Below are 9,645 nucleotides of genomic sequence, written 5' to 3'. Positions count from 1 at the left end.
ATATCTCCGACATGGAACTCCGTAAATCTCATAAACGGAGCTAAACAAGATTCGCTGTATCCGTTGAAATTTTCCGTTAGCAACAACGTTCTATGGTTGCGCGGATCTTTTGGAACATTGCCGGCTATCGGAACATCTGTCGCGAAATTTACAAATAAGCCGACGCAGACAGTCGATTTTGTCGTACCGACGATCGGGTCTTACGGAACTGCTCGGTTTTCGCTTACGACTGACGGTGATTTAAGGTATGACGGTATGCTGGCGAACGATGGCGCAAGTGTGTCGCGAGTCTCATTTAACATCGGAATTCCATTATGGTAACGGAGGCGATGAATATGCACGTTCTTTTCTACGATGAGAACTTCAAATATGACGGCGAGGCCGATATCGAAATAAATACTGAGGAAGGCGAGGAGCTGCCGCCAAATTGTACAACAGCTTTAATTCCTGCGGGACTTTACGATCCAAAGTATGATCCGAAAAAAGGCGTTTGGGTAGAGTCGGCGACACAAGACTATATCGACAGTGTGAAGCCGCCTGCACCGAAACCAAGCGAAATCGAAGTCCTGTCTCAGCAGGTCGCGGATCTATACTATCTAATTGCGATGGGAGGAGCGTAATATGATAGATTGGTTCACGTATATCAAAGGGTTTTATGAAAAGGGTCGATGGACGAAAAAACAAGTTTATGATGTCGTTGCTGTCGGCCGCATCACGCCGGAACAATACGAAGAAATTACCGGGGAACCGTACGATCCCAATACGCCTCCCAGCGAAGACCCTTCTGGGGAAACTAGCGGATCTACTGGGACTAACGAAGAAGTGAGCGGACAGGAGGCGTAGTCATTGGGCGAACCATCGAACAACGAATTAAACGATAAAATAGCCGACATTCGCGAATGGCTCGTACGTATCGATACGAAGGTCGACTATTTCAACGAAGTAAAACATACGGCAGATCGAGCGCACGAAAAGGCTGATGAAGCGTTAGCGCTCGCGAAAGAAAGTCGGGCGGATATCTCCGACATGAAAGCAAATACGAAATGGTTATGGGGCGTAATTCTCACGGTCGTCGGGTTGGCGATCTCGGGGATTGCGCTATTTTTATGAGCCCGTTCGGTGAGAGTCCGGCGGGCTTTTTATATACGGAAAATAACGAAAGGGAGACGATTGCATGGCGATCACAGTAAAGAAAAATCTCGTTCCATCAAGTAAGTATTCGATTAAATGTCCGTATTCAATGGATGCGAAGTATATCACGTTCCACAATACGGCAAACGACGCATCAGCAGCGAATGAGATTGCGTACATGATTCGGAACAACAACGAAGTATCGTATCACTTCGCGGTAGACGATAAGGAAGTCGTTCAGGGACTTCCGACTAACCGTAACGCCTGGCATTGCGGAGACGGTAACGGTGTTAATTCCGGAAACCGTACGTCTATTGGCGTTGAAGTCTGCTATTCGAAATCAGGCGGCGCTAAGTATAAAGCGGCCGAGAAGTTAGCGATTAAATTCATTGCGCAGCTATTGAAAGAGCGCGGTTGGGGCGTTGATCGCGTTAAGAAACATCAGGATTGGTCCGGAAAATACTGCCCGCACCGTGTACTCGATGAGGGACGTTGGGACGAAGTAAAAGCGGCCATCGCTGCGGAACTTAAAGCGCTCGGAGGAAAGTCGTCTAGCCCTGCGAAACCAGCGTCTAAGCCATCCGGAAAGACTTATACGGTAAAGAAAGGCGACACGCTTTCGGAAATTGCGGTTAAAACAGGCGTCAGCGTGGCGAAACTCCAGTCCTATAACGGTATTAAAAATCCGAATAAAATCATGGTCGGTCAGGTTCTGAAGCTTACGGGAAGCGGCGGTTCCAAGTCGTCATCTAGCGGTAAGAAATACGTATATCTTCCGGCATCTGCCGATTCATGGCGCATCTATCCGACTAACAAAGCGCCGGTCAAAGGGAACGAGTGCGGATTCCTACGTCCAAAGAAATTCGGCGGTCTTAAATACGAAATCCTTGCGAATCCCCAAACGGACGTCTATACGATCAAAACGGATCAGTTCGGAAAAGTGAATATCTACGCGGCGAAATCAACCGGTGCAACTGTAAAGTAAACTAATCGAAAAGGGAGACGATATTATGAACGTAAAGACAATCGAAAAAATTAGCGCAGGCACAATCGCTCGATTCGTGCTTCTTGCGCTTGCACTCGTTAACCAGACGCTTACGATGACGGGTCACAGTCCGATTCCGGTCGATGAGGAAGGCGTGCAGCAATTTATTTCGCTCGCATTTACCGGAGTGGCTTCGCTGTGGGCGTACTGGAAAAATAACGACGTGACGAAGAAAGCGCGGACAAAAGGCGAATAAATAACGGAACTTTTGGCGAGCACCTGCGTATAGAGGCGTAGGTGCTCGTATACATAAATTGGTTTGCAGTTAGGTTTGGCGATAGAGTATAATTTTAGTAATGCTACTAACTAGAAGGACGTGATCTAGTTGTCAGATGTTCAAACGAATTTACCAACTATTGAAGTTATACAAAAAGAAAATCGCTTTAAATTTTTACGCATCTTAGGTTCTTTCGGGGTGGTAATGGGATTCATTTTGGGGCTTTCGTTGATTCTAGCCGGAATATTAATGTGCCTTACAATAATTTTAATTTTACCTGGATTAGGTTTCTGTTATTTAGGTGCCGGTGTTTTATACGTTACAATTGGAAATTCTAAAGTGGAGTGTCCTAACTGCGGGAAGAAAGCGACTGTATCGAATGGATCCGAAGATTTCAAGTGTAAACGTTGTAATCAGGCTGTAATTTTAAAATGGGTAACTAAGCCCCGAACTTGAGTGTTTGGGGCGTTTTAATTTTCCCTGCTATTTCTATTCACGAACCTCGAATAATTCATTCATATCAGTAATCCCCAAACCCCTCACAACCTTCGCAATATGCTCCCTGTTAAAAGTGCTTCGTTGATTTGCGCAGAGTTCTGATATTACATTATGCCTCACGCCAATTTCTTCGGCGAACTTCGTCTTCTTTATTCCTCGCTTGTCCAATATTTCCTCAAGTTTTATGTATAGGCGCATTTTATCCACCTCTAAACATTTGATGAGTATATTCTATCGCGTTATCGATAACTTGTAAATATATTATTGACATATCGATAATTAATCAATATTATTTAATTATCACCATATCGATAATACGATGGAAGGCGGAATCGTTATGCATTATTTAGCGGAACACCAAACGTTCGACTCGACGGCCGAACTCAACGCAGCTGTTTACGAACATATCAAACGCAATACATACGAATTGAACGACGCGGACCGGCTCACGCTGAAAACGATCGCTCGTTACGCGGTCAAGTTCGCCGGGGCTGCGCATCTCAAAGCGGAAACACTCGCGAACCTTATCGGAAAGTCCGTCAAGACTGCGCGTCGTGCCGTCAACAAACTCGCATCACTTTCGATCATCCAAAAGATCGCAACGACCCGGAAAATAAACGGAGGCAAAGGCGCAAATATCATCGTTATTTTGCCGGTCGGAAGAAGAGTCGAGGACACGCAATTGTCCGAAGATGACCAGTCGACAATGTCCAATCGCGGACAAGCCGAAAAGCCAACGGAGCCAACGGATGAATCGCCTAAAATTACGAATGAACCATCGCATTCTATTAATCTTTCAAAAAATCACGTAATAGATACGGTCCCGGCCTGCGGTCTTAAAAACGCGTTACCAAGCGAAATCTACTCCGCAATGGCGCGCTACTTCGAAGCAGACGAAATTTATAAATACTACGGCATCTTATTGCGGGCTAAAGCATGCGTAGATCCGACGCTAATACTCGAAGAACATCCGCAACCATTCGTTGAAGCGTGGCATGCAGCGATTCTCAAACGAAAACAGCAGAAAATTAGGCGCTTTGACGACTACCTATACGCTAGCTTCCGACAGGCCGCATGGACGGTAAAAGCCCGTGAAAATCGCGTTAAAAACGTTGGGCTACTGGCGGAGTTCGAAACGTTCCTCCAAGCGGAATAGATTTGATTATCACAAAATGTGATAAACGAAAAATCAATTGATAAGAACGTGTGTTCGTGTTATACTTTCGTCATGACAACCGAATAGTACCGAAGGAGGACGATCGTATGACATTACGCGATAGAGGAACGATGAAGTGGACGTCGATATTCTTGCCGGAGCATATCGCGAGTATCCGGAAACTTAAATCCGAAATCGATCACGCATATGAGCGGAAGCCGTCGATTGATCCGGAGCAGTGGTCGGACTTTGAATCGAAAATACAATACGCTTACAGGACCGGCCAGGATTGCGAGATCCGTTACTGGCGGAATTGGACGACGGAAATGGTGTGCGGAGTAATCGAAACCGTTGACATTCCGTTTAAGGAGATCGTTTGGGTTGCAGTGGAGGACGTGTGACTCCCTAAAAAGGGGTCATAGTGATATAATAGAGGACATCACAACTAGCATTAATCTTTCGCTCAATTGGAGTGAGGATAATGACAGTGATTAAGAAAGACGAGAAAACCGGAAAATATTATTTTGTATATTCTGGCGGGGTTCACCCGATAACTGGTGCTAGAATTCAAAAAAGAAGGCAAGGAATGTCGAGTCTACGAGAGGCGAAAGAGGTTTTAAAGCAGGTCATAATAGAGGTGGATAAGGAAAAAAATTCTCATAACCCTAATAAAAGCGTGTTTAGTACCTTCGCTGAAAAATGGTTTGAATCGAAAAAGGTTAGACTTCGATCAAGTACAATCGTCAATTACCGCGAGCAGCTTGATTACAACATACTTCCATATCTAGGAACGTTTAAAATTAAAGACATCACTGAGGAAGTCTTGCAGCATTATATTAATCGACTTCACAATGAACGGAAACTTGCTCCGGCAACCATCCGGACAGCTTTCGGTGTTGTCGCCGAAGTCTTAAAGAAAGCTTCCCGAAAAGGAGCGTTCGACCTCGCCATCCTTGACGATGTAAACCTTCCTCCCGAAAATCGCATTTCTAAAGTATGGAACGAGTCGAATGTACAAGCGTTTTTGGATGCTCGCAACCGTATCGTGTCACTAACTCGTTACTTTATCGGAATGGTATTATCCGTTATTACAGGCATGCGAATGGGGGAGGTTCTCGGATTGCGGTGGTCCGATATAGACTTCGAAAAGGGTTATTTAACAATTCGACAAACTCTCGCTAAGATAGACGACGAAGGTAATTACGGATTAGTTCCCGAGGTCAAAACTGCGGCGGGCTTCAGGACCGTCCATTTACCGAAATTCTTTATCGAATACTTAATCGAACACAAGAAAATGGTCCAGCGCGAAAAAGAAATTCTCGGCGAGGACTACATCGACTATGATCTCGTAGTGTGTACGAAGCACGGTAAGTGGGTACATCCGAATAACTATCGACGGGCATTTACTCGGTTAATTGCGCAGCTTGAGCTCCCGAAAATCCCTCCGAAGAATTTGCGACATACTCACGCGACGTATTTAATCAGTATCGGAATCAGTCCGAAGATTGTTCAGGAGCGTTTAGGCCACGCACATATCAAAACGACGCTCGGAACGTACAGTCATGTTTTGCCTTCGATGCAGGCGGAATTAGTCGGAAAATTGGACGATTTAGTCGCGAAAGTGTGACCGCAGTGTGACCGTTTTGTGTGACCGGATGTGAGAGCGTTGATATGACGAGATTTTAACAACGGATTCCATCACGAAGACTGCATGAATATCATCATGAATGACTTGATTGAATTAATGGACCCGCGCTACATCGAAGTATGGGGCAAATTCACGCCAAGAGGCGGAATTTCCATTGACCCGTACACCAACTACGGCCGTCCGGGGACAAAATACGAGAAAATGGCGGAATACCGCTTGATGAATCATGATTTGTATCCGGAGACGGTGGATAATCGGTAAGGGGCGGGAGCAGAAAGTTTGTTGTAGTTAACTATGAAAGATTATATTCGAAAAATATGACCAAAGTGAGAGCACAAGAATAAAATTATTATTTGCATAGGGAAGAGGTGTCTTAGCGGGGCACCTCTTTTAATTATGCTAATTTTGAGAGAGAGGAAAAATTTTAAAAACAACTGTTTATTAAGGTTATTTGATGTGTTATTAAGTTTAAATATTGTATGCTTTGTTTGTGATGGCGACTGGAAATTCTAAAGTTTACCACGAAAAGCTTGGCTACAAAAATGAAATAGTAACAATTTAACAAACGATAGCTATGTTTTGTCACATATTCGGCCTAAGTGATTGTCATATTTTTCTTCCGATTAAAATTTTTAATCATATCCGCTAGTTCACTAAAAAAAGCTTGCGGCTAGCTTTGCAACTGTTTTAAATGTAATTGATAACTATACAGGAGCTATAGAGGATGCTTGTTACCAAGGTTCTCTTGTAGTGACGGGGAATCCAACAGCCGGTTGGTGGATATCCAAAACATTGATGCTTTTCCTTTAATTAAGACTATGGTTGGTGCCTTACAAAAAAATCTATGTTATGTTTTGTTAATGTAAGGTATCTAAAGCATAATTAGGGGGTAGCTATGGAACCCAAAGGAAACAATGAACCAAGTCCTAGAGTAGTAAAATGGTTAACTTGGATAATACCAATAGTGATTATAGGGTTAATATTTCTCCTTAAAAATATTAATAATCCTGTAACTGATATTTTATTCTATATTGTATGTGCGAGTGTCATCATTTTAGTGGTTTTCAGCATCATTAAAGAGAAGAAAGCAAAAAGTAAATGAGGGCAAGAGGTAAGAAGCAGTAGCCGAGAATGTGGGTAGTGTCTTTTTTAGGTATATAATTTACTTCCGTAACCCCCTGCTTTTTAGTTGGATGAATGTTTAACTGTGCATTTATGGATAGGGGAGGGGAAAATGAGCAAAATCTCTGAGAAACTTTTAAAATGCTGGTTGGCTATTCCAAGACAGGTGAGGGCTTTTGGATTGGCTCTCTTTACCATCTGTTTTTTCGGTTTTATGATGATTCTCGGAATAAAAAAGCTATTTCAATTTAACACATTGAATGCAACAGACATTATTTTTTGTTTAATTGCTTCGGCATTTATCTTATGGATATTGAATAGTTCAAATAAAGGGGAAAATAAATAAATTTATCCGACAGCCGTACCGCCAGGCTTTGGGCATACATGATATAGACGTACAAACATGTGCGTCTTTTTTTAAAATGTTTGACAAGTTTATAATATGTAAAGATTGAAACACAAAGGGAAAATACAGGGAGGAGAAAAAATGAAAGTCATGTCAACAAACGATTTGCCGAAATCGGCGGTTGCACAATTTTTCAGTACACATTGGGGAAGCCCTGTCATGGTGAATTCCAACGGCTCATTTCAATGCGATGAATTAGAAGGTTATGCCGCATTGGATGAAAAAGGGGACATCATAGGTTTAATTACATTCGTCATGGATGAAAACGAATGCGAAATTATCTCATTGGACAGCATCGTTGAAAATAAAGGGATCGGGTCTGCGCTTTTAAAAGAAGCAGAGCTGGCATCAGAGCAAGAACGGTGCGAAATCGTTAAGTTAATCACAACCAATGATAATATAAGGGCGATCGGATTTTATCAAAAGAGGGGCTATGTGTTTGCGGAATTGCATGTGAACGCAGTTGAAAAAGCCAGGAAAATAAAACCTGAGATTCCTCTGAAAGCCGATAACGGGATTCCAATCCGGGATGAATTACTTTTCGTAAAAAAGCTGAGAGCAGGAAATCAATAAATAAAGACGCCGCCTTGGCGTCTTTATCTCATTGTAAACCCATTACAAAGCTTTCTCCGTTCCCGCATTCTGCAGCACATCCCGCAATGTCTTCGCGCCCATCAGCCATTTTTATAGCAGGAAAATCAGTATTTTTTCTGCAACAACATGTGCTGAAAACACTTTTATAAACACCAATATCTTGCGCAATTTCCTTCATCGATTCATTACCTTGGTTATACCTTAAAACGATCTTCGCGAAATGTTTACCGACATGTTTGAAAGTGCATTCGGCGATCCGTTGTTTATCGGAATCTCACAAGCTGGCAATATCCTGAAATATTTGATCGACGGTTTAATTGCATTGTTGGATACCGCTGAAGAAAAGTGCCGTTCTTTAAATGTGTTATTGAACTCGCCTCCGTCTGAACTGCTTGAATATGTTTTTCAAACAAATATTAGTGTGGAAAGCATCACAGGTGAGATAAGGGGATATTTGAACGGGCTTAAACATGATATTGACATTCTGACAGGCGCGCTGACAAATATGATCCGACAGGAGATTTCCGATGTTTTCGTCAACCCTGCCATGGGATTTGCCGATGCTGTTGCAGACGAAATATACAGTCATTTTGTCATCGTCGGAAAAAATGAAAAGGGTCTGAAAAAACAGGTCAAGACTTTTATACGTCAGGTTCAATCCGCGGGGGAAGGCATTCAAACGAGCGACAGCGGCGCCGCGCAAGACATTAAAAACCGTAAAGCGCCCACACAGCAAAAAACGTCGGTTCCGGCATCTGTTCAATCTCAATTTGAGGAGTCCGATTATTTAAAAGATCGTCTGAAATTGAAAGACCGTCATGTGAATAGTTCAGTGGCGACAATGGCGGGTTCTATTAACGCAGGTCTTGTTCCTGTCGCAAATATTCTATTTGATACATTGCTGGCGCTGGAATTGGCATTGGAGACTTCGGCGGCTTCCATAAAGGAGGCGGGGAATCTATTTTTGGGCTTAGCCGTCCCGGCGAAATTGTTCGGGATGTTTTCTGATTGGGACGAGAAAATAAAAAGTGCGATTAACCATGTGGTGAAGCCGCTCGACGAAATTGCGGAAACAATAGAAGGAGTCCGCAAAGCGGTTGGCAATTTAATTTCTTTCCTGCCTTGTTTTGTGTATAAATTCAAACCTTACATCGATAATGCGGTTTTTGAACAGGTTCATTTCAACAACATCAACCTATACAATACGGCTGCTGTGTCTATTCTGGAAGAAGCGGAATTGCTTTTTCAAGACATTGTGTTTCAGCTGTCAAATCAAAAAGCGAAAGCAATTACTGCATTGTGCAATGCATCAAAAGACATCTTGAAAAATATCAAACTTCTCCGTGCCGATGTTAAACGGGGAACCTTATAGGAAGCAGGGAAAATCCGCCGTACCCAGCCAGACACGGCGGTTTTTCCTTCTTTAGAAGATTGTGCGGAAATTGTTACAGATTGCGAGGAAAAACATAATGAATCGGAGATTTGATTAATGAAAGGAGTCTTTAATAATTTTATAGTTTTTATGGTTGACGACGGTTAAGGAGTCCAATTCCAAGTCTCTGTAGTTGTCCATAATCGTGACATCAACGATGACCGAGTTTTCGTTTACTTTTTCAACGACTCCGGTGAGTCCGTTTTTAAATTCGATGACGTTCCCGACTTTTGCAATTTTCACGTGGCTTCCTCTCCTTATAAAATGTTTTTACCTATTGAAAGTATTTTGCAATATTTTCATGGAGAAGTAAAGCAAAATGGCGGAGAACGGGACAATCGTTGTACGTGTTTTTACTTAGTGGTATAGTTAATTAGTTAAAGATGATATTTAAAT

Annotated in this window: 16 protein-coding genes and 2 pseudogenes; 15 read left to right on the top strand and 3 right to left on the bottom strand. The window is 42.7% G+C overall.

The features are described 5' to 3' along the window. The 7 genes and pseudogenes from AB447_RS26290 to AB447_RS13775 form a co-directional block, all read left to right on the top strand. Window positions 1-321 (top strand): annotated as a pseudogene (locus AB447_RS26290) (phage baseplate upper protein); the annotation flags it as partial. 14 nt (window positions 322-335) lie between these two features. Continuing rightward, window positions 336-620 carry a hypothetical protein gene (locus AB447_RS13800; protein WP_048355856.1) on the top strand — a complete coding sequence of 95 codons (285 nt, stop codon included), beginning with the start codon at window positions 336-338 and terminating at the stop codon, window positions 618-620. A gap of 1 nt (window position 621) precedes the next feature. Then, entirely contained in the window at window positions 622-843 is a 222-nt protein-coding gene (locus tag AB447_RS13795; RefSeq protein WP_057957610.1) for an XkdX family protein, read from the top strand. A 3-nt stretch (window positions 844-846) separates the two neighbouring features. Beyond that, window positions 847-1,110, top strand: a complete 264-nt coding sequence (locus AB447_RS13790; protein WP_048406081.1) for a hemolysin XhlA family protein — start codon at window positions 847-849, stop codon at window positions 1,108-1,110. 64 nt (window positions 1,111-1,174) lie between these two features. Beyond that, entirely contained in the window at window positions 1,175-2,116 is a 942-nt protein-coding gene (locus AB447_RS13785) for an N-acetylmuramoyl-L-alanine amidase (RefSeq protein ID WP_048356426.1), read from the top strand. Between the two features lie 25 nt (window positions 2,117-2,141). Further along, window positions 2,142-2,372: a phage holin gene (locus tag AB447_RS13780; protein WP_048356427.1), complete on the top strand. Its 231-nt coding sequence runs from the start codon at window positions 2,142-2,144 to the stop codon at window positions 2,370-2,372. Window positions 2,373-2,501: 129 nt separating this feature from the next. Beyond that, window positions 2,502-2,849 (top strand): DNA gyrase inhibitor YacG, encoded by a 348-nt coding sequence (locus AB447_RS13775; protein ID WP_053071214.1) that lies wholly within the window; start codon window positions 2,502-2,504, stop codon window positions 2,847-2,849. Between the two features lie 33 nt (window positions 2,850-2,882). On the opposite strand, the gene AB447_RS13770 is transcribed toward AB447_RS13775, so the two are convergent. After that, a complete protein-coding gene (locus AB447_RS13770; RefSeq protein WP_048356428.1) occupies window positions 2,883-3,089 on the bottom strand; it encodes a helix-turn-helix domain-containing protein in 207 nt (68 codons plus the stop codon). Window positions 3,090-3,228: 139 nt separating this feature from the next. Here AB447_RS13770 and AB447_RS13765 point away from each other — a divergent pair, with 139 nt between their 5' ends. The 7 genes and pseudogenes from AB447_RS13765 to AB447_RS13735 all read left to right on the top strand — a co-directional run bounded on the left by AB447_RS13765 (window position 3,229) and on the right by AB447_RS13735 (window position 7,796). Then, window positions 3,229-4,047, top strand: a complete 819-nt coding sequence (locus tag AB447_RS13765) for a helix-turn-helix domain-containing protein (protein WP_048356429.1) — start codon at window positions 3,229-3,231, stop codon at window positions 4,045-4,047. A gap of 107 nt (window positions 4,048-4,154) precedes the next feature. Further along, a complete protein-coding gene (locus AB447_RS13760; protein ID WP_048356430.1) occupies window positions 4,155-4,448 on the top strand; it encodes a YolD-like family protein in 294 nt (97 codons plus the stop codon). Window positions 4,449-4,528: 80 nt separating this feature from the next. Next, on the top strand, window positions 4,529-5,674 hold the full coding sequence (locus AB447_RS13755) for a site-specific integrase (protein WP_048350807.1): 1,146 nt from the start codon (window positions 4,529-4,531) through the stop codon (window positions 5,672-5,674). A 57-nt stretch (window positions 5,675-5,731) separates the two neighbouring features. Continuing rightward, window positions 5,732-5,956: pseudogene (locus tag AB447_RS13750) on the top strand (7-cyano-7-deazaguanine reductase); the annotation flags it as partial. Between the two features lie 634 nt (window positions 5,957-6,590). Then, window positions 6,591-6,797, top strand: coding sequence for a hypothetical protein (locus AB447_RS13745; protein WP_048353025.1), 207 nt, complete (start codon window positions 6,591-6,593; stop codon window positions 6,795-6,797). Between the two features lie 132 nt (window positions 6,798-6,929). After that, entirely contained in the window at window positions 6,930-7,163 is a 234-nt protein-coding gene (locus AB447_RS13740) for a hypothetical protein (RefSeq protein ID WP_048353026.1), read from the top strand. 141 nt (window positions 7,164-7,304) lie between these two features. After that, entirely contained in the window at window positions 7,305-7,796 is a 492-nt protein-coding gene (locus AB447_RS13735) for a GNAT family N-acetyltransferase (RefSeq protein ID WP_048353027.1), read from the top strand. Between the two features lie 28 nt (window positions 7,797-7,824). Here the strand turns inward: AB447_RS13735 and AB447_RS25850 are convergent, their stop codons facing one another. Next, entirely contained in the window at window positions 7,825-7,995 is a 171-nt protein-coding gene (locus tag AB447_RS25850) for a hypothetical protein (RefSeq protein WP_156183632.1), read from the bottom strand. A gap of 42 nt (window positions 7,996-8,037) precedes the next feature. Here AB447_RS25850 and AB447_RS13730 point away from each other — a divergent pair, with 42 nt between their 5' ends. Next, window positions 8,038-9,189 carry an SA1320 family protein gene (locus AB447_RS13730; RefSeq protein WP_048353028.1) on the top strand — a complete coding sequence of 384 codons (1,152 nt, stop codon included), beginning with the start codon at window positions 8,038-8,040 and terminating at the stop codon, window positions 9,187-9,189. Window positions 9,190-9,303: 114 nt separating this feature from the next. Here AB447_RS13730 and AB447_RS13725 read toward each other — a convergent pair whose 3' ends face one another. Then, window positions 9,304-9,492 carry a YkvS family protein gene (locus AB447_RS13725; RefSeq protein WP_006638423.1) on the bottom strand — a complete coding sequence of 63 codons (189 nt, stop codon included), beginning with the start codon at window positions 9,490-9,492 and terminating at the stop codon, window positions 9,304-9,306. Window positions 9,493-9,645 lie beyond the last annotated feature (153 nt).

Origin of the sequence: Bacillus glycinifermentans (genome assembly GCF_001042475.2) — a bacterium.
Lineage (GTDB): Bacteria > Bacillota > Bacilli > Bacillales > Bacillaceae > Bacillus > Bacillus glycinifermentans.
Note: the sequence above shows the minus strand (reverse complement) of the source record. Positions and strands in the feature narration are given on the sequence as shown.

Bases quoted from the DNA above. Each gene is read 5' to 3' on its own strand.
- AB447_RS13800 (WP_048355856.1), top strand. From the start codon at position 336: ATGCACGTTCTTTTCTACGATGAGAACTTCAAATATGACGGCGAGGCC.
- AB447_RS13795 (WP_057957610.1), top strand. From the start codon at position 622: ATGATAGATTGGTTCACGTATATCAAAGGGTTTTATGAAAAGGGTCGA.
- AB447_RS13785 (WP_048356426.1), top strand. From the start codon at position 1,175: ATGGCGATCACAGTAAAGAAAAATCTCGTTCCATCAAGTAAGTATTCG.
- AB447_RS13780 (WP_048356427.1), top strand. From the start codon at position 2,142: ATGAACGTAAAGACAATCGAAAAAATTAGCGCAGGCACAATCGCTCGA.
- AB447_RS13770 (WP_048356428.1), bottom strand. From the start codon at position 3,089: ATGCGCCTATACATAAAACTTGAGGAAATATTGGACAAGCGAGGAATA.
- AB447_RS13765 (WP_048356429.1), top strand. From the start codon at position 3,229: ATGCATTATTTAGCGGAACACCAAACGTTCGACTCGACGGCCGAACTC.
- AB447_RS13760 (WP_048356430.1), top strand. From the start codon at position 4,155: ATGACATTACGCGATAGAGGAACGATGAAGTGGACGTCGATATTCTTG.
- AB447_RS13755 (WP_048350807.1), top strand. From the start codon at position 4,529: ATGACAGTGATTAAGAAAGACGAGAAAACCGGAAAATATTATTTTGTA.
- AB447_RS13745 (WP_048353025.1), top strand. From the start codon at position 6,591: ATGGAACCCAAAGGAAACAATGAACCAAGTCCTAGAGTAGTAAAATGG.
- AB447_RS13740 (WP_048353026.1), top strand. From the start codon at position 6,930: ATGAGCAAAATCTCTGAGAAACTTTTAAAATGCTGGTTGGCTATTCCA.
- AB447_RS13735 (WP_048353027.1), top strand. From the start codon at position 7,305: ATGAAAGTCATGTCAACAAACGATTTGCCGAAATCGGCGGTTGCACAA.
- AB447_RS25850 (WP_156183632.1), bottom strand. From the start codon at position 7,995: ATGAAGGAAATTGCGCAAGATATTGGTGTTTATAAAAGTGTTTTCAGC.
- AB447_RS13730 (WP_048353028.1), top strand. From the start codon at position 8,038: ATGTTTACCGACATGTTTGAAAGTGCATTCGGCGATCCGTTGTTTATC.